14 protein-coding genes and 1 pseudogene are annotated in these 18,454 nt (G+C 47.7%); 8 read left to right on the forward strand and 7 right to left on the reverse strand.

The window, feature by feature from the left end; genetic code table 11:
- Positions 1-55 precede the first annotated feature (55 nt).
- On the reverse strand, positions 56-1,006 hold the full coding sequence (locus EKO24_RS05890; protein ID WP_127027197.1) for a LysR family transcriptional regulator: 951 nt from the start codon (positions 1,004-1,006) through the stop codon (positions 56-58).
- A 174-nt stretch (positions 1,007-1,180) separates the two neighbouring features.
- Here EKO24_RS05890 and EKO24_RS05895 point away from each other — a divergent pair, with 174 nt between their 5' ends.
- The 3 genes and pseudogenes from EKO24_RS05895 (at position 1,181) to EKO24_RS05905 (ending at position 4,859) form a co-directional block, all read left to right on the forward strand.
- Positions 1,181-1,549 (forward strand): hypothetical protein, encoded by a 369-nt coding sequence (locus tag EKO24_RS05895; protein ID WP_127027196.1) that lies wholly within the window; start codon positions 1,181-1,183, stop codon positions 1,547-1,549.
- A 269-nt stretch (positions 1,550-1,818) separates the two neighbouring features.
- The gene (locus EKO24_RS05900) at positions 1,819-2,949 is read left to right on the forward strand and encodes a fatty acid desaturase family protein (RefSeq protein WP_127027195.1); all 1,131 of its coding nucleotides are present in this window, start codon (positions 1,819-1,821) and stop codon (positions 2,947-2,949) included.
- A 470-nt stretch (positions 2,950-3,419) separates the two neighbouring features.
- Positions 3,420-4,859: pseudogene (locus tag EKO24_RS05905) on the forward strand (IS1182 family transposase).
- A gap of 858 nt (positions 4,860-5,717) precedes the next feature.
- Here EKO24_RS05905 and EKO24_RS05915 read toward each other — a convergent pair.
- From EKO24_RS05915 to EKO24_RS05925, 3 genes are all read right to left on the reverse strand, one after another.
- A complete protein-coding gene (locus tag EKO24_RS05915; protein ID WP_127027194.1) occupies positions 5,718-7,487 on the reverse strand; it encodes an LTA synthase family protein in 1,770 nt (589 codons plus the stop codon).
- A 35-nt stretch (positions 7,488-7,522) separates the two neighbouring features.
- Entirely contained in the window at positions 7,523-8,209 is a 687-nt protein-coding gene (gene tsaB / locus EKO24_RS05920; protein ID WP_127027193.1) for a tRNA (adenosine(37)-N6)-threonylcarbamoyltransferase complex dimerization subunit type 1 TsaB, read from the reverse strand.
- A 193-nt stretch (positions 8,210-8,402) separates the two neighbouring features.
- Entirely contained in the window at positions 8,403-10,316 is a 1,914-nt protein-coding gene (locus EKO24_RS05925) for a DNA repair helicase YoaA (protein WP_127027192.1), read from the reverse strand.
- A 464-nt stretch (positions 10,317-10,780) separates the two neighbouring features.
- Between EKO24_RS05925 and EKO24_RS05930 the strand changes: the two genes are divergently transcribed.
- From EKO24_RS05930 to thpR, 4 genes are all read left to right on the forward strand, one after another.
- The gene (locus tag EKO24_RS05930) at positions 10,781-11,836 is read left to right on the forward strand and encodes a GGDEF domain-containing protein (protein WP_127027191.1); all 1,056 of its coding nucleotides are present in this window, start codon (positions 10,781-10,783) and stop codon (positions 11,834-11,836) included.
- Between the two features lie 60 nt (positions 11,837-11,896).
- Positions 11,897-12,364: a hypothetical protein gene (locus EKO24_RS05935; RefSeq protein ID WP_127027190.1), complete on the forward strand. Its 468-nt coding sequence runs from the start codon at positions 11,897-11,899 to the stop codon at positions 12,362-12,364.
- A 242-nt stretch (positions 12,365-12,606) separates the two neighbouring features.
- Positions 12,607-14,223 (forward strand): multicopper oxidase family protein, encoded by a 1,617-nt coding sequence (locus tag EKO24_RS05940; RefSeq protein WP_127027189.1) that lies wholly within the window; start codon positions 12,607-12,609, stop codon positions 14,221-14,223.
- A 125-nt stretch (positions 14,224-14,348) separates the two neighbouring features.
- Positions 14,349-14,900: an RNA 2',3'-cyclic phosphodiesterase gene (thpR, locus tag EKO24_RS05945; protein ID WP_127027188.1), complete on the forward strand. Its 552-nt coding sequence runs from the start codon at positions 14,349-14,351 to the stop codon at positions 14,898-14,900.
- On the opposite strand, the gene xseA is transcribed toward thpR, so the two are convergent.
- The 3 genes from xseA to EKO24_RS05960 are packed head-to-tail and all read right to left on the reverse strand — an operon-like array spanning position 14,878 to position 17,865.
- Positions 14,878-16,242, reverse strand: coding sequence for an exodeoxyribonuclease VII large subunit (gene xseA, locus EKO24_RS05950; protein ID WP_162853330.1), 1,365 nt, complete (start codon positions 16,240-16,242; stop codon positions 14,878-14,880). The genes thpR and xseA overlap by 23 nt on opposite strands.
- A gap of 41 nt (positions 16,243-16,283) precedes the next feature.
- Positions 16,284-17,207, reverse strand: a complete 924-nt coding sequence (locus tag EKO24_RS05955; protein ID WP_241674411.1) for a flagellar brake protein — start codon at positions 17,205-17,207, stop codon at positions 16,284-16,286.
- Positions 17,146-17,865, reverse strand: coding sequence for a flagellar brake protein (locus tag EKO24_RS05960; RefSeq protein ID WP_127027187.1), 720 nt, complete (start codon positions 17,863-17,865; stop codon positions 17,146-17,148). Before EKO24_RS05960 ends, EKO24_RS05955 begins: the two co-directional genes overlap by 62 nt.
- Positions 17,866-18,132: 267 nt before the next feature.
- Here EKO24_RS05960 and EKO24_RS05965 point away from each other — a divergent pair, with 267 nt between their 5' ends.
- Positions 18,133-18,453, forward strand: coding sequence for a DMT family transporter (locus EKO24_RS05965; protein ID WP_127027186.1), 321 nt, complete (start codon positions 18,133-18,135; stop codon positions 18,451-18,453).
- Position 18,454: the final 1 nt, after the last annotated feature.

An 18,454-nucleotide genomic window follows, 5' to 3' on the forward strand; every position in this document is an offset into this window, starting at 1 on the left:
ACCCAAGGCGGTATGGCGTTCTGCTGGAATCACAGACCGGCCTTGCTGCCTTTGACTAACCGTTCGGCGGCGAAGTATTCCGCCCTAGGATGGTATCCGTCAGGCAGGATTGGGGACATCGTAGGGCCAATTGATCGCGAAGGATTTCAGCGATCCGCAAGGCGCCAGGACCTGTTGCATCGCGGTCGGCGAAGATCAAGTACAGGGTCGACCAGCGTTCCGACCCCTCCTCCAGCGGGAGCGGTTTTAACTTTCCGGTGTCGAGTTCCAGACGGATGAGATCCTCAGCATACCAAGCATAACCTAGCCCTAGGCAAGCGGCACGAATCGAGGTAGCCTGCTGGCCCACGGTCCAGCGCTGCTCATTGAGCCAGCTGACTGTGCGCGTTCGCTCACGGCCAGTGTCACGAACCACCAGATGCCTGTGCTGACGCAAATCCGCCATCGTAAGCGGCCCTCTCAACTGATGTAGTGGATGGTCAGGGTGGGCGCTGGCGATGAAGCGCACTCGTATGAGAGGATCGCCGACAAATCCCGCCGGCACCGTCGGACCGATACCCAGTTCGACAAGGCCCTCCTGCAATGCTTCATCGGTGCCACTCAGCACCGTCTCGATAAGCTCGATGCGCGTTTCGGGATGTTCATCGGAAAAGCGCGCCAAGGCTTCCAACAACAGCCAAGTGGGGAAAATGGTGTCCACGGCCAGTCGCAATTCTGGCTCCCAACCTGCCGCCAGGCTGGCCGCCACGTGTTCCAGACGCACGGCTTCCTCCATGAGTGTCTTTCCTCGTCGATACAACACTTGACCGACGCTGGTCAGCACTGCCTTTCGGCCCTGTATTTCGAAGACTTTAATGCCCAGCAACTGTTCCAGTTTATGCACCGCATAAGTCATCGTGGATTGGCTCTTGTGGAGTTGGTCAGCAGCCTGCGCATAGCCGCCCGCATCCACAACTGACACAAGCGCTCGCAACTGGTCCAGCGAAATTTTGGGGTTTGGGGTCATATTGATCGATGAATTCGATAGGTATGAGCGAATTTTAGCGCTTTTCAATCCTAATAATCAATAGTTTAATACAACTCCGATGTTTGACACTTTATGAGGAGCAGACAACAAGGAAGTCAAACGTCATACCTGAAAGATATTTTAATACCCCATTATTTTTATAGAGATTAAATCATGTCATTGAAAAAAGTATTTATCGCATTCGCTCTGTTTTTCGCCATGCTGGGCTTTTCCGGCGCAACTTTCGCCACGGAAGCCAAAGTTAACGTGTCTGACTCGTTGAAAGAAGTCGACGCCAAAATCCAAATCGCTTTAGAGGCCGTTCCTGCAGGTAATGCAGAACAACTGACTACCTTAATCGCAGACGCTAGCGAAAAAGCTAAAGAACTGGACGCCAACTACAAATTTGACTTTGAACGCACCAAAGTGCAAAAAATCCTGAGAAAAGCTCGCGATGCCGCGAGAAAATCGGATTTTCCAGGTGCTGCGCAAGAATTGAAAGCAGCTCGCGAAGGATTTGCCAATCTGAAATCTTTCATTTAAGAACTTAGACACTTTATGTGGTGGTCACTCCGTCGGTTACCTCCTCATTAGCCGTTTGAGCGAGTGACCACCGTAGCAGTCGAAGTCGATCCTTCTCAGGACTTTTTGATTCTTCGAAGTAAAGGGATCGGTCTCGGAATCTTTGATTCTGAGATCAAAACCATCCAGCCTCTCTACTTCTAGTCGAGGGGCTTTTTTTTGTTTCCGCAATCAAACATTGCATAAATGAAATGAATATTTTCCAATTGAACTTCAGCGAGGCTACCTAATTGAGCCTGAATAGTTACCAGACAGTCAACCGAGAACAGCTAGCCAAAGATATTAAACAGCTGTATCTGCAAGCGCAGGCCGACATGGGACCGGAAGATTTTCGCCATATGAAGCGGATGGAGCGCTGGGGCCAAGCCTGTTCATTGTTGGGGTATGCGACGGCATGGATAGCTCCCAATCTCGTGTCCGCGCTGCTGATCAGTCAGGGTAGTTTTACCCGTTGGACTCAAGCTGCGCATCCGATCCAGCATCGCAGTTACGACAAAATCGACAGCACCAGTACGCGTTACCAAAGCAAAGGCTTCGCTAAAGGCTGGCGCCGTTTTCTGGATTGGCCGGACTGGATGACGCCGGCGGGTTGGCACCACGAACACGACGTCCTGCATCACTACCGCCTTGGCGAGACGGCCGATCCCAACAATGCCCAGCACAACATGGAATGGCTGCGACAGTCGAAATTACCGATGTGGTTACGCTACGCGATCATGGCATTTTTCTCGGGCGTTTGGAAGCTTAGCTATTACACCCCACGCACCCACAAAGAATTACGCCTTAACGAATATCGGCACCAGCATCAGCCCGCACCCACGATGACCCGCATCGACGCCTGGAGTTTATTCACTCCACAGGGCCGAGGCTTGTGGTTAAAAAGCATTCTGCCCTATGTCGCTTACCGCTTTGTATTGCTGCCGGCGCTATTTCTGCCATTAGGAAGTGTTGCCGTGACCAGTGTGTTATTGAATTCCGTATTGGCGGAAATCCTGACCAACATCCACAGCTTTCTGGTGATGATGCCCAACCATGCCGGCGACGATGTGATGAGCTTCGATGAAAAGGCGCACAGCAAGGGCGAATTTTACCTGCGCCAAATACTCGGCTCGGTCAACTATCCGACCGGCTCCAATGCCAACGACTTCCTCTACGGTTGGCTGAACTACCAGATCAAACATCACCTATGGCCGGATTTGCCACTCAGCCAGTATCAGAAGTTGCAACCGCAGGTTAAGGCCCTCTGCGAGAAGCACGGTATTCCGTACTGCCAGGATTCGGTATTCAAAAGGCTGCGCAAAGCCGTCGACATTATGGTCGGTAAAACCTCAATGTTGAAACCGGCGGAGGCGGGTGCTTGAAACTGTGAAATTTCAAGTCCTACACCAGAATTATGCACAAAAAAATAACATAAGTTATTGATTTTTATTTTATATCAGCTACTATCCAAAATTTGATCAATCCGATCAATTTGCCCAAAAATTAGGCCGCGCTAAACGAAATACTGTCTTCATGCATGCGATTTTACTCTCTCCTTAAGCTTGTGATAGAACTTAAAGACTGGGTTAATGAGCAGATTTGTTTGCTTCATTCGAGCTTGCCGCCGCCAATCGCCTGAATTGTCAAACGGCCGGTCGAACCCTGTTACAGCCGATTAGTAATCAACAAGCTCAACGTCGGATTTGGCCGATGTAAAGTGCCTCCGAACGTCTGCTCTACTCAGTTATCTGCCACAGGGAGCCAGAATTGTTGAATGCCCGCTTTGGGTCCAGGCTGTGTAAAAACGCCTCATCTGTTAACATAGGGTCACGACCATCAACCGGGAGTGCAGATGAAACGCTTCATTCAAAGTGCAGACCGAACCCAGGTCACCTTATTTCCTGAGCAACTGGAAGATTATGTGAGTGACGACAATCCTGTTCGCGTTGTCGATGTGTTTGTCGAGCAACTGCATCTGGGATCATTAGGATTTACCAGGGTTACGCCCCTAAAAACCGGACGGCCCGCCTATCATCCCGCCGTCCTGCTTAAGCTTTATATCTACGGTTACTTGAACCGCATTCAATCCAGTCGCCGACTGGAGCGTGAAAGCCAACGTAACCTGGAGCTGATTTGGCTCATGGAACGCTTGACGCCGGACTTCAAAACCATCGCCAACTTCCGCAAGGACAATGGCCCTGCTATCCGTAAAGTTTGTAGCCAATTTGTCATGCTTTGCCGACAGCTCAACTTATTGACGGAAGCGACGGTGGCCATCGATGGCAGCAAATTCAAAGCCGTCAACAACCGCGACAACAACTTCACGACCAACAAGATCAAACGACGCCGAGAGCAAATCGAAGCCAGCATAGAACGCTATCTGTCGGCTCTGGAAACAGCTGACCGCCAAGAGCCTGCCGATTTTACCGAAGCTAAAGTCCAGCGTTTGAAAGAAAAGCTCGATAAGTTGAAAGCACAAATGGCGAAACTCGATACCATCGAAACCGAATTGCAAAAGACCCCGGATAAGCAGATTTCCTTGACCGATCCGGATGCGCGCTCCATGGCGACCAGCGGCCGCGGCAGTGGTATGGTGGGCTATAACGTCCAGACTGCGGTCGACACCAAAAATCATCTGATTGTGGTTCACGAAGTCACCAACGTCGGTCATGATCGCAGCCAGTTAGCGAACATGGCCCAGCAAGCCAAAGACGCTCTGGGCGTTTCTGGTCTCAATGTGGTGGCTGACCGAGGTTACTTTAGCGGCGAAGAAGTCCGCAAATGCCATGAAGCCGGCATTACCGCTTTCGTCCCCAAGTGTGTGACCTCGGGAGCCAAGGCTGACGGACGATTTGATAAGGCCGATTTTATTTACGACGCGTCCCAGAATGAATATCGATGTCCGGCCGGCCAGCGCTTGATCTGGCGATTTTCCACCGTTGAACACGGATTAACGCTCAATAAATACTGGAGTTCTTATTGTCCCCAATGCCCAATCAAGTCTCAATGTACACCAAGCCCCTATCGGCGAGTGAGCCGGTGGTAGCATGAAGAGGTTCTCGATGCGATGCAGGCACGTTTGGACAAGGCGCCCGACAGCATGCGCATCCGGCGGCAAACCGTGGAGCATCCGTTTGGCACGCTCAAGGCCTGGATGGGATCAACTCATTTTTTGACCAAGACACTGAAAAACGTCGGCACGGAGATGAGCTTGCATGTACTGGCTTACAATATGAAGCGGGTGATGAATCTAATGGGAACCACCATCTTGATGGAAGCCATGATGGCCTGATGGCCATTGAGTGTGCTTTTTTCGTCGTATAACTCTGGCTAACAAGGGGCTTTGAACAGTAGCAATCAATAAAACTTAAAAGTTAGCCGATCCAGAATCGGATCATCACATGAGTTAATTTGAGTGAATTGCGCTAAACGCCGACCATTTCATTTTTCGGGCGTTTTTACACGGCCTGGGTCGAAAACAGCCAATCAACATCAGATTCAATACATAGAATATACTGAACACCGCCACCCGGCTAAAGGGAGTTGTACCAAGACAACCCGCCATGATCGGAACCCTAAGCTTGAGTCTAATACCTACACAGTTCTCTCAAGCAAGTTTTTTTTCTTCAATTGTTTTATATATTGAAAGTGGCTGGCGGTTTACTGAAGCGAAATCCCAAAATCTATAAATTTATTAAAGAGATATTTCAGGCATGAACTTAAACGCCCCACTCAGCAACTTTGTACTCTACCAAACCGATAATGCCAACCCCGTATCGAAATAGATTTGCAGAATGAATCGGTCTGGTTAACCTAAGCAATACTCGCTGAGCTATTCCAAACCAACAAACAGAATATCAGCCTGCATTTAAAAAATATCTTTGCCAAAAGAGAGTTGACGGAAGATCGAGTCGTCAAAAAATACTTGATAACTGCCTCCAACAACAAGCAATACCGCATCAAGTATATAATCTTGAAGCCATTATCGCCGTCGGTTATCGGGTCAAATTCCATCGCTGCACCCGGTTTTACCGCTAGGCTGCCGGGCGCTTGTAACGAATATCTGGTGTTCACTATGTCTCGTTCCCACGCGTTGCGCTCGTCGTTATCCCCCCTGTTCGAAACCTCATGAACCAATTTACTTGTAAACCTACCCGCTAACACGTGCAATACGCAACGCATTAACCTTATCGATCAGCATCTGCCTGATAGATGGTTCTGCAGGTTCGTTACCGCTCAATCTCGTACTATCACCATCCAACTTAACCAAAAAATCTTCGTTCTCGGTAAAAATACTGACGATGTCGCGATTATCGCCGCGGCGGTGGGCAATGTATTTCGGCGGCGTTTTATGTTCGCCCAATAAAATCCCATTCCAATCCGTATAACATTGCCGGCCGGAAACCATGCCTTGCAAGCTGTTGAATATATCGATCTGCTGGTATTGATTGTTTTCAACGCCGGCATTGACGCCGTCGGCGATAATCAAAGGTACTTTGGCGGCGGCCTTGAATTGCCCATAGTTATCGACTTCGGCTTTTTTTAACGGCGTCATCGAATGATGGTCGCCGACAATAACCAATAGCCCGTTATCGAAAAACCTTTCGGCTTGAAGCTGTTGATAGAAGCGGCCTATTTGTTTGTCGGTGTACCTGATCGCTTCCGACTCGGATTTATCTTTATTTTCCGGATTAATATAAGGATGATGGCTGCTGACGGTTTTTATGAAAATAAAAAATTTCTTGCCGTTATTTTGCTTAACCCTGTCCAATGCTCTTACGTACAGCGCTTCATCAGGGGCCGCCTGAAAATGAAAGCGCTCCCATTTGTCGTACTCGGGCTGGTCGTGCCCTTCAATATAGTTAAAGCCAATGCTCCTAGCCCAGTTGCCGGTATTGCCGAATTCAAGATCGGCGGTCGTTAAAAACTCGGTCTTATATCCGTATTTCTTTAATATATTTGGTAATGAATTTGGGATACTAAAAAAACTGTGGAATGAGGTACCGCCGTCGTCCGAATAACTGGATGGCGGATAAATCGGCTGCAATCCGGTCAATAAGGCTATTTCGCCATCCTCGGTTATAAAACCGTTTGCATAAAAATTCTTGAAAGCTTGATTTTGGCCGGCAATTAAATCGATGTTCGGCGTCCAGTTATTAATACCTGAAAAGTATTGGCTTTGGTAAGTCGAAAGCGATTCCACCATCAAAATAATAATATTTTTATACCCAGAGGGCATAAGTAGGGTTTGATCGGGCAAGCTGCTCAATTCAGTTTGCTTGCCGGTTTCAACCGAACAATACGATTGCTCATTAAAATTGAAAGCTTTTAAAAACTTATCGCTGTAAGCCGACGATTCCGAAAGGATAGTTAAATTGTAGTCGATAACGTTTTTATAAATCCACGAATGAGCGTATTTTTGGTTATCGGAAAAACCCGAGATTAATGGCAAAGCGGCGATAATAAATAAAGGTATTTTTCGGTAACGCCGGCTCGTTATTTTCCGTTTACTAAAAGAAAATAGAATCAATGGAATAACAATAACGGCAATAATAAATAAAAAACCGATATTATTTATTCCATATATTTGCTGAATATATTTATAGGAGTAATCGGCATATTTTATTGCGTCACCAACCGCCAGATGCGTATTGAAGTTAACAATAATCAAGTAATCGATTATATAAACGGCAAATAGAATAACGGCTAATACTCTAAGCAGCGCAGTACATAATCGATTAACTTGCGGCAAAAACGACAGATAGAGCAGTAATGCCAAACCGGAATAAAGTATCGCATCATTCGCCAAAACCTGGCAGAAGCCTAATAGCCGGGTCGTTGTGTAATGATAAATAAAATCATCAACGTATAAACCTTTTAAGACTAACGGAGCGACGAGCAGCAGAATGAATTTAATCATACTTAATAAATAATGAACTCAGGTTGGTAAAATGCTTATTGACGCTCCGATTCTTTCTTTGCCACTTTATCGCGCAGATAAACCGGCATGGCCTGTTCTACCGGAACGCCCTGCCCCAGTTCAAAATCTCTCGCCCCCAAGCGGGCTATTGCCCCGGCCCTGGGTAACATATCCGTTTGATAACGGCTGACGCACTCGGCCAAACGCGCCGTTAATTGCTGGTGGTAAACACCCCAGCCTGAACCGATCCCTACGCCGGTCAGGTCGGGAAACTCAACCGCATCGGCAGGCGTCACCGCTTCGTCGCCGACCAACTCGGCATAGCCTTGGTCGTCGCGCCGGTAAACGCCCCAGAATATCTCGCCCATCCGCGCATCCATCGCAACAAACGCGACATTCTCGTCATTATGATCGAAAAAGTCCTGTGCAATGGCCGCCAAAGTGGAGACAGGAACAACCGGCAACTCGGCGCCCAAAGCAATGCCCTGAATCACGCCGGTCGCGATGCGTACGCCGGTGAACGATCCGGGGCCGCGACTGAATGCCAGCGCATCCAACTGCTGCGGTTTTAAGCCGGCTTCAGTCATTAATGAATCGATCATCGGCAAAATCAGTTGGGTATGTTTTTGCGGCGCCAACTCAAAGCGCTCTTTTACTTCGCCATCAATAAACAGCGCTACCGAACAGGCTTCGGTTGACGTTTCTACTGCCAGTAATTTCATTATTTAGTCTCTTGCTTATAATTTGTTCAGCGGATGATAGCCGTGAATGGCGGTTATCGAGTGGTGAGTTCAGAAGGTCATCGTTAAATATTGATGTTGCATTTAAGCAGAGAATAGCGGTGCAAGCTCCGCTTGCTCCGGCAGGCAAAACCTGTACTCCGATCGATCTCGCAACACAGGCTATTTTCTGTTTCTACGGTTCATCCTGAAAAAACGCCCGTACATCTGCTATATCGCGGGTACGCTTCATCGCCGGCACGCTATCCAAAAATATTTGTCCGTAAGACCGTTTCAACAAGCGCGGATCGCAAACCATCAATACGCCCCGGTCGGTCACGTCACGGATCAAGCGCCCTATGCCCTGCCTTAACGCAATCACCGCGGACGGCAATTGGTATTCGAAAAACGGGTTGCGTCCTTGTTTGGTCATTGCGTCCATCCGCGCTTTCAATACCGGATCGCCGGGCGAGGCGAACGGCAATTTGTCGATAATCACGCAGGATAAGGCCTCGCCCCGGACATCGACGCCTTCCCAAAAGCTCGACGTGCCCAGCAACACCGCGTTGCCGGCCTGCTTAAACTGCTCCAGCAACACGCCCTTGGGACGGCTGCCCTGGATCAGCAACGGAAAATCGACTTTTTTCTCCAACAATTCAGCAGCCTCTTTCAACGCGCGATGGCTGGTGAACAGGAAAAACGCCCTGCCCTTGCTGGCCTGCAACACCGGCACCGCAAACTCGATAATCAGCGGGATAAACGCAGGATCGTTCGGCTGCGGCAGGCCTTTCGGATGATAAAACAGCGATTGATTGGCATAATCGAACGGACTTCCCCAACTCTCGCTGGCCGCATTGCCCAGTCCCAGGTTATTGGCAAAATGATCGAAGCGGTTCGCCACGCTCAGCGTCGCCGAAGTAAAGATCCAGGCCGCCTGATGTTGCTGCATAAAGGAGCGGAATTCGGCGGCAATATCCAGCGGCGTCCGGCTTAACGTAAACGTGCTTTTGTAGGTCTCATACCAGCGTATCCATTTGCCGCTGTTATCGTCCAGAATAATTTTTAGCTGCTGCAGCAGTTCGTCGGCGCGTTTAAAACACGAATCCAGGCCTTTGGTTTTAACCGAGGCCAGTTCCAGTTGATCGGACAAGCGCTGCAACTGGTCTTTTACCGCTGCCAGGCTCGCCGCTATTTTGGGATTGTTTTCAATATCCTGCCAATCGCCGCGTTTCAGCTCAATGCCGAACGCCAAGCGCATGTCCTTAACCTCGTGTTCCAAATCTTCGCAGGCGGTACGCAAGGCCGGCATGTCGGTCGCGTCCTTGAAATATTCCATCAACGCATCCTTGGCCAGATCATTCATCTGCTTGGCGCTGACGGTGATGCCTAAGAAATTCGATGCGGTATCGGCCAACTGGTGCGCCTCGTCGATAATGACCACCTCGGCGTCGGGCAACAACTCGCCGAAACCGTTGTCGCGAATCGACCAGTCCGCGCACAGTAGATGATGATTAACGACCAGGATTTCGCTTTCCTGCGCTTTTTTCCGGGCCTTGACCAAAAAGCATTCGGCATAATCCGGACAATCCTGGCCCAGGCAGTTGTCTATCGACGAAGTCGCCTGATACCAAACCGGGTCGGCTTCGGCCACTTCGGACATTTCCGAAACGTCGCCGATTATCGTACGCTTCGCCCAGGATTTGATTTTTGCCAAGGCCGCCGCATCTTCTTTGCTGAATCCGAGCGTGGACGTTAACGCATTCTTCAGCCTGTAGGTGCACAAATAATTGCTGCGGCCTTTGAGCAATGCAGCAACGAACGGAGTCTTCATCGCCTTGCGAATGACCGGCAAGTCTTTGTTGAACAGCTGGTCCTGAAGATTTTTGGTGCCGGTCGAAATAATAACTTTTTTGCCGGATAAAATGGCAGGCACCAAATAAGCAAAAGTCTTTCCGGTTCCGGTTCCGGCTTCGGCGATTAAATGCCGATTGGCTTCGATCGCATCGGCAATGGCTTCGGCCATTTCAAGCTGGGCCGCCCGTGGCTGATAGCCGGGGATTACGTCCGCTAACCCGCCGTCACTGCTGAAAAAATGTTTTGAGTCTGTCAATTGCGTCTCTTGTACTACTTTTATTTACTATTTTAATTCAATTAAAGCGCAATTCACTTTTTAACTGAATTTAAAAAAGCCATCCAAGCAACAAAGATACCAGATTGAAATTTTAAAGATAGAGGTCTTAACCTATATGGTCGAACTTACCCCTATAACCGCACTGCCGAATAGGCCCGCGTTAAAACTACATCCCGCCCGGCTTGTCATTAGAGTTCCACTTGCTTAACTATGGATTATCAATATTTAGCTCATCCCGCGTACAATGTAGAGTGTGGCTCCGTAGATATTTATACCCACAGGGCATAAGTAGGGTTTGAGCGGACCAGCCGCTCAACTCAGCTTTATGATGCCGGAATGCATTTTGAATTTTAAAGTAATATATATTTGCTTAGGTATTGAATTAGAAGATACTAGCCCATGGAAATAAACACTTGGAAATAGAGAGTAGCCGACTAACGCTGATGAAAATTAATGATTTAACCTTTCTTCCTCAATACGATGACAAGTTGGAACAAAACGCGGAATATTTGCGGCAAATACTTCCTTTCATGTCGAAGAATAAAATCGCAACCAATCCGCTGAATTTTGCCATTTTCTATGAGTATATTCTTGGTAGAAACATTGACTTAAACAATGACTTGGATGAAATCCTGGCAAAGCAGGATGATTTTACGACTGAATTAAGCGTTGCACTCTTCAAGAAATATATCTGCGATACCTCGATCGATTCCCTGGAAAGAATAAATCACGTTCTGCTACAGCTTATTAATAAAACCGGCGACATCATAAATACCACCGGCGAACAAGCCAACGCAGCCACAATAGACTTCCAGAACCACAGTAAAAAACTCGAAAACAACCAGAACCTGGCTGAAATTAAAATAGTTTTAGCCGAAATTATCGTTGGAACCCAAGGTCTTGCCGAAACCAGCATGGCGTTGAAAGCGCAACTGGACGAGAGCAAGAAGGAAATGCAGCGGCTGCGTCAAGAGCTCGCGCAAGTACGCGAAACGGCAAAAACGGATGCTTTGACAGGTCTTTTAAACCGCCGTGCTTTCGATCAGAAACTGAACGAATTCGTTGAAACTCACCAACACAACGCGCTCGATCTTTGCCTGCTTATTTTAGACATCGATCATTTCAAACAGGTCAATGATACGTTCGGACACCAGATGGGGGATAACGTATTGCGCTATACGGCTAACCTGATGAAGCACCATATTAACGAACAGCATTATGCAGCACGCTATGGCGGCGAGGAAATGGCCATTATCATGCCCGATACGCAGATTAACACAGCGCTGGAAGTTGCCGAAAATATAAGAACTTCTTTATCCCAGTATCCGTTAAAACTGAAAGGTAGTAAGAAATCGATTGGAACGGTGACCATTTCTATCGGTGTTTCCTGCTTTAAAATAAACGACACCGTCGAAAGCTTGATCGAACGCGCGGACAGGGCGATGTATCGAGCGAAAGAAAACGGCAGAAACCAAGTCATGTCTGAAAATTTCATCTAAGACGCTGGAAATGTAGCTTTAACGGTGAATAATGCAGCACTTACAAAAACAGGCCACACTATGAAAAAAACGCTGCTTTCCATTTTAGCTATTTTCCTGATTATCGAAGAATGGCTCTGGGATTTATTAACGGCATTTGGACGCTTATTATCCCAATGGCTGAACCTGCAACGATTTGAACAATGGCTCAGCCAGACAACGGCAAACATGGCGCTAGTAGCCTTTACCATTCCGGTACTGATTGTTACGCCGATCAATCTTGCCGCGTTTTGGTTGCTGGCAAATGGCTTGATTCTGCAAGGTATCCTGCTGGAAATATTGGCTAAATTACTTGGCACTTTGTTGATAGCCCGAGTGTTTGCGCTGACCAAAACGCAACTGTTAACTTTTGCCTTCCTGAGAATCACGTATACGACCATCACTCGCTGGCTGCAATGGGCGCATGCGAAAGTCACCGAAACCACTGTCTATCGTTTGGCAAAGCAATTAAAGATCAAAGCCAAGGCCTATTTTTTCAATCACGAATAAATATCTGCGCTGATATCCGAGTCTTCACTCGCCGCGAACAGCAAGCGCCGTTTCGCTGCAAGCCGTCATCCTTACCGCTACGTAGATTTTTTGCTTAATAATGCGATGCCCGGCAGTGCCGGTTAGACTGTATATTTTCACCGCTCAAACAACTCAATCCCAATTAACGCATATTGCAAAAACTATGATACAAAGTCGCATATTACGACATGCTAATATCAGTTGAATTGGGGGAAGCCTAGATGAAAACCACGATTAATTCTCAACGCCGCAAGTTTCTAAAATATGCCGCAATCGGTATCGCCGGAGCAGCCACCTACCCGAGCTGGGCACAGACAGGCGGATTCGTCAGAACCAACAGGCCGTCCGACGATTTTCTTCCCGACGTTGAAATCGAATTGGCTATGAACGTAGCCGATGTCGCTATTTTAAACGGCGAAAAAACCCGCATCTGGAAAATTACCGGCAAGGTCCTAAGCGGACCTTCAACTGTGCTTGATAATAATGAAGGGACCTATCTGGCTCCTACCTTGCGTTTCAAGAAAGGCCAAAAAGTCCGGCTGATCCTTAATAATAATTTGCCGGCACAATCGATTCTGCACTGGCATGGCCTACATGTTCCCGCCAATATGGACGGCAACCCGATGTATGCGATTAATCGCGGCGAAAGTTATATTTATGAATTTGAGATTCTGAATCGGGCGGGTACCTATTTTTATCACTCCCACGCCCATGGCGTTACTGCCCGGCAAGTCTATTCCGGCCTGGCGGGCTTGTTAATCGTCACCGACGATCAAGAACAGGCATTGAACTTACCCAAGGGCGAGCTTGATGTGCCGTTGGTGATTCAGGATCGCAGTTTTGACGGCCAAAACCAGCTGGCTTATTCGGGACACATGATGCAGCGCATGCAGGGCTTTTTAGGCGACCATATCCTGGTCAACGGCAGGCCCGACTTTGTATTACCGGTGGCGACACGCGCTTATCGGTTCAGGCTGGTCAACGGCTCCAGTTCCCGTATCTATAAATTGGCGTGGGGTGACAACACGCCTATCACCGTCATAGGCGTTGACGGCGGCTTGCTGGAAAAGCCCGAACAATATCCTTATGTGATGCTCGCGCCCGGAGAAAGAATCGATGCGTGGATGGACTTTAGCGGACGGGCTGTCGGTACCGAGCTGACATTACGCAGCCTCAAATTTAATGCGTCGACTCACGGCGGCATGGGCATGATGGGGGGCGGAATGATGGGAGGGCGCGGACACCGGGGCATGATGGGGGGAGGCATGATGTCCGTCAGCACCTTGCCTTCAGGATCGGACTATCCGATTCTAAAAATCCGCGTCGCCAAAAAGGAGCAAGGCGATAATATCCTACCCAAAACCTTGACCCCGATCACTGCACTACAGGCCAAGAATGCCGCGAATGCCGGCCAGCCCAGAACCATCGCATTATCGATGCAGCACATGTCCGCGCTGCTAAACGGCCGTTCCTATAAAATGGACGATGTTCAGCCCGATGAAATTATTCCGCTTAACAGCCTGCAACTCATCGAGTTCGATAATGGTTTTGGCGGAGGCGGTATGCATGGCATGATGAATATGCCGCATCCGATGCACATACATGGCGAGCAATTCCAGATCGTCAAACGGGAAATAAGCCCCGGCTTCGAGGATAGCTATGCCACTGTTTCATCGGGATTCATCAACAGCGGCTGGAAAGATACCGTCCTGGTGATGCCGGGCGAAAAGGTTACGCTGCTAAAACCGTTCAACGACTTTAAAGGACTGTTCATGTATCACTGCCACAATCTGGAGCACGAGGATATGGGCATGATGCGGGATTTCCTTGTTAAATAAGCCTCAACGCGCCACGGACGGCGCGTCGTTTAGAGCAAAATCCACATCTACTCACACCCTATCAAAATTACCAAAATCCGCCTGTTGCCGATAGAATTTTGTCCGTAACCCGATAATTTAAAGCCATGCCCGATACGTCAAGATTATTCTTTGCTTTATGGCCTGACGATAAGACCCGAAAAACGCTAAGCCGTTTAACGCAATCCGTTTCCGCGCAAACGTTAAAATGGGTAAAACCGTACAATTTCCATGTCACGCTGGTTTTCCTGGGTTCTGTTGACAAAGATACTGAAGCATTGATTAAGCTGGCCGCCGCCGATATTAACGCTCAGCCTTTTACATTGACTTTTGACGCGCTAAATTACTGGAGTAAACCCAAAGTCTTATGCCTGACATGCCGTCAACCCGCGCCGGAGCCGGCAGTCATGTTGGCGTCCCAATTGCGGGCAGCGGCGGAAAATCTCGGCCTACATACCGATGAAAGGCCCTATACGCCGCATATCACCTTGGCTCGGCATGTCAGGCATCTACCGCAGACGGTAATTGAACCGGTCACCTGGCAAGCCGAAGCCTTCTGTCTCGTTGAATCTTGCAGCGAGCCGGAAGGAGTTTTCTATAAAGTCATACAGCAATGGCCTTTTATCAAACCGGGCGCTAATCCCGGTCAATACCTGTAATTTGGCTGCTGAACCTGCCTTGCGCGAGGCGGGTTTGAACCGTATCGCCAAGCTTGAGTTGTTCGACGGAGCGGATGATTTCCCCTGAAACCTGATTGACGGTCATCGAATACCCTCTGTTCAACGTTGCCAACGGGCTGACCGCATGCAAGGTTTGACTGGCGTTTAATAAACGCTGGTTAAGCTTTTCCAGCTTATGGTCCATTGCGGAAGTAAGCCGTTTGCTTAGATAGCTTTGCCGTTGCTTATGACTGTTTATCGCTATCGCAGGATTATGCTGCCATAACTTGGCCGTTTTGGCTTCAATCGTGCCGGCTATATGGCGGAGTTTTGCCTGTATGGCCTGGTTAAGCCTGGCTTCCAGTTCGTTCATTCGTCGCGCATTTCTAGCCAGTCTCTGGCCGGGATGTTGCTGTTCCAAGCGCTTGAACAGCCAATCCAAAGTCTGCTGTTTCTGGTTCAACTTTCGTTGCATTTGCTGTTGCAGCCTGGACTCCAGATACATGAAGCGCGACAGCCATTGCTGCTGGTCGGGGCTGGCATGCTCCGCGGCTGCCGAAGGCGTCGGCGCGCGCAGGTCGGCAACAAAATCGGCAATGGTAAAGTCGGTCTCGTGTCCGACGCCTGAAATAATCGGAATTTCGCTGTCGTGAATGGCCCTGGCGACAAGCTCTTCATTGAATGCCCAAAGATCTTCCAACGATCCGCCGCCGCGTCCGAGAATAATAACGTCGCAGTGCTTGTGCTGGTTAGCGGTGGCTATCGCCTTGGCAATTTCATATTTTGCGTTATCGCCTTGCACGGCAACCGGATAAACAATAACCGGTATCAATGCAAATCGCCTTTTCAATACCGTCAGTATGTCCCTGATAGCGGCACCTGTCGGTGAAGTGATAACGCCGATTGCTTTCGGCAGCGTCGGCAAAGCTTGCTTGTGAGCGGCGTCGAATAAACCCTCCCCGGACAATTTAAGCTTCAGTGCATCGAAGGCCCTACGCAAAGCGCCGTCACCGGCTTCTTCAATATGTTCGACGATAAGCTGGTAATCGCCTCTGGGCTCATAAAGACTGACTTGAGCTTTAACAATAACCTGTTTGCCGTTTTCCGGCTTGAAGGCCAGCCTTCGTTGTTGGGTACGAAACATTGCGCAACGAACCTGGGCATTAGCGTCTTTCAGCGAAAAATAAATATGTCCGGAAGCCGGGGTGCTTAAGTTGGATAGCTCGCCTTCAACCAGAACAGACAAAAAATGCTCGGCGAGTAATTGGCTGGTTTCGCGGTTAAGCTGGCTAACGGTAATGATATTGCGTCGTGGAGAAGCCGAGGTAGAAGTTATATCCATTACTTTACGCGAGTTGAAAGTGTTTTCTTATGGTAATGAACTTAATTTTGTTCATGCATTTTTTGTATGCTTTCTCGTTGAAGTTGATTGATATAGCGCTGGACGACCGACTCAAATACAGGTGTTATTTGGGTAAACAAGCAGCCTATTTTTTGAATTTTGAGCGCGGCAATTTTATCGGGATTAATGATAAGTTTAGAGCAAATCTTAAAAGCGATAATGTCTTCACCTGCCCCTGAAAGTACAAGCTTGCATTTCTCCAATTGGGTTCCCGGTATCAATAAATCGGATATTTTAGTTGAGGTGTTAAGTACCGAAAAACCAGTCAAGCTAATGTCATAAAGCAGTAAATTAACGGGGTCCTGTCCTTGCAGGTTTAATTGGCAATAACTGCCTTTTGAACGCGGCGATTTTACTCGAAAGTATTCCCTGCGTTGCATCCAAAAGATTGACTCGGGGATAAGCATCGTAAACGCCGGTTCCCCGTTATAAAGAATTTGTTGTACGTTGCTTCCTTTAAAAGAAGCTTTGATGCCTGCAAAATCGGCTTCGAAAATGATTCTAGGAGCTTTAAGAAGCTGTTGGTTTAGAGCTTCTTTGGGGCCGTAGTCAAAAACGATGGAATTATTTTTCTCGTCAATCTCAAGTATTGCGGTAAGAAAGAACGCCTTGCCTTCGCCAAAACGGACACTGAGCAGGCATTTATTCTTAAGCAGTATCGATAAATTGTAAATTATTTGCCTTCGGTTGCTGACTGAAAAAGAGGTGTCGTCGCTCATGGGTAATGGCAGTTTCTTTAGTTGATTGTCGAGCAACGGGCGGTAGCCATAAGTACTTTGATGCGTATAAAACAGCCGATGAGCATTATAAAGAGCGTCTGGTATTTTAACCGAGCGGCTCTTATCACTCTTTCTGTAAGTCTTCCCGTTGGATCTGGTGCATATAACGCTGAATAATTTCTTCAACCGGCCGCGCCAAGTCAATGAATCTACAGCCTATTTTTTGAATCTTTTGAAGCTTGTCGGGGTTAATTATATATTTGGCCCGGATCTCGAAAGAAATCATTCCTTCACCTGTCTCGGCAAGTATCAGTTTGCTTTGAGGAATTGATGAGCCCGGAACCAGTAAATCGGAAATTTCTCTGGAAACATTCAGCATTGCAAAACCAGTGAGACTAATATCGTACAATTTAAGATTAACCGGCTCTCTGCCTTCTATGATTAATTGGCAGTAACTGGCTTTTGAAATCGGCGATTTTACCCTGTAATACTCTCTACGCTGCATCCAATAGAGAGATTTAGGAATCGGCATGCTGAAAGCCGGATCGTTTTTATAAGTAATCTTTTTAAGAGCGCTTCCGGTAAAAGACACTTTAATGCCGTTATAGTCAGTATCGAATGCAACTCTGCCGGCATTGAGGATGCGTTGGTTTAAATCTTCTTTCGAACCGTAATCCAGAATGACTGAATTATTCGCTTCATTGACGCCGAGCAAGGTAGTGATATAAGACTCATTATTTGCGCCAAAACGAGCAGTGAGCAAACATTTATTTTTAACTAATAACGATAAATGATTGATTATTTGCTTGGGATTCTGGATGGAAAAAGAAGATATATCACTCATTAATATGTATTAGTTGGTTATTGATTATTTTCATTGAATGCAAAACATGATGTATTGCGCCAAAACTCACTCCTTATTATTAAAGGTTGCTGCCTAGATACTGAATAGTTTCGTTCAAACGCGAGCGCTATCGGGTGAATTCGTAGCTTATCTTCTGATTTTTTCTTCAGTTTACCGGTAAAGGTTTATCTAAAATGTTTTTAAATGCCGTTAACTTTAATATATTGTAGAATATTTGGTATCTAAGCACAAAGAAAAGGGGTGTGTGTGGCGTGGTTACTTTTATTTTCCGCGGGCGTCGCGGAAATAATATTTGCTTTAAGTCTCAAATATAATCAAGGATTTAGCAAATTATGGCCCAGCATAATAACAATGGCATCCGGCGGCTTGAGTTTTTATTTGCTGATACTGGCAATCAAGACCCTGCCGCTGGGTACTTCATACGCTGTCTGGACCGGCATGGGGGCGGTTGGCGTCGCTATATTAGGTATTATTTTGTTTAAGGAATCGGCCGACTGGTACCGTTTGCTGTCGATTACCCTGGTGATTGCCGGAATTGTCGGACTCAAATTGACTGACAGCGCCTAGC

It is taken from the genome of Candidatus Methylobacter oryzae (assembly GCF_003994235.2).
GTDB lineage: Bacteria > Pseudomonadota > Gammaproteobacteria > Methylococcales > Methylomonadaceae > Methylobacter_A > Methylobacter_A oryzae.

Excerpts from the sequence above, each read along its gene's own strand:
- EKO24_RS05890 (WP_127027197.1), bottom strand. The coding sequence starts at position 1,006 with ATGACCCCAAACCCCAAAATTTCGCTGGACCAGTTGCGAGCGCTTGTG.
- EKO24_RS05895 (WP_127027196.1), top strand. The coding sequence starts at position 1,181 with ATGTCATTGAAAAAAGTATTTATCGCATTCGCTCTGTTTTTCGCCATG.
- EKO24_RS05915 (WP_127027194.1), bottom strand. The coding sequence starts at position 7,487 with ATGATTAAATTCATTCTGCTGCTCGTCGCTCCGTTAGTCTTAAAAGGT.
- tsaB (WP_127027193.1), bottom strand. The coding sequence starts at position 8,209 with ATGAAATTACTGGCAGTAGAAACGTCAACCGAAGCCTGTTCGGTAGCG.
- EKO24_RS05930 (WP_127027191.1), top strand. The coding sequence starts at position 10,781 with ATGAAAATTAATGATTTAACCTTTCTTCCTCAATACGATGACAAGTTG.
- EKO24_RS05935 (WP_127027190.1), top strand. The coding sequence starts at position 11,897 with ATGAAAAAAACGCTGCTTTCCATTTTAGCTATTTTCCTGATTATCGAA.
- EKO24_RS05940 (WP_127027189.1), top strand. The coding sequence starts at position 12,607 with ATGAAAACCACGATTAATTCTCAACGCCGCAAGTTTCTAAAATATGCC.
- thpR (WP_127027188.1), top strand. The coding sequence starts at position 14,349 with ATGCCCGATACGTCAAGATTATTCTTTGCTTTATGGCCTGACGATAAG.
- xseA (WP_162853330.1), bottom strand. The coding sequence starts at position 16,242 with ATGGATATAACTTCTACCTCGGCTTCTCCACGACGCAATATCATTACC.
- EKO24_RS05960 (WP_127027187.1), bottom strand. The coding sequence starts at position 17,865 with ATGAGTGATATATCTTCTTTTTCCATCCAGAATCCCAAGCAAATAATC.